Consider the following 279-nt stretch of genomic DNA (forward strand, 5'->3'; position numbering starts at 1 on the left):
CGATCGATCTCTCTGGGCATGCTCGGCCTCTGGGCTGAGGTCACGCAGTCTGCCCCAACACCCACGCCCAGAACATCCCGGCCATGTACAAGCCCAGCCCGAACACCGAATGCGCCATCAGGCTGCGCAGCCGGGCCACATTCGGCTTGGGCATCTTGCTCGCCGCGATCCCGGCGCCCATGCCCGGTTGCATCAGCAGGAACGGCGCAGCCACCGTCAATACGCCGATGATCAGGGCCGGTGCCAGGGCCGGTTGCCGCGCCCACTCCAGGCCGCAGG

General features: G+C 68.1%; 1 protein-coding gene. It reads right to left on the reverse strand.

The annotated features are described in order from the left end of the window. Positions 1-40: 40 nt before the first annotated feature. Positions 41-279, reverse strand: a 239-nt coding sequence (locus SB725_RS30905) for a DUF2938 family protein (protein ID WP_410923190.1), incomplete at its 5' end; no start/stop codon positions are given.

The organism is Pseudomonas sp. SIMBA_041 (assembly GCF_046535095.1).
GTDB lineage: Bacteria > Pseudomonadota > Gammaproteobacteria > Pseudomonadales > Pseudomonadaceae > Aquipseudomonas > Aquipseudomonas mucoides.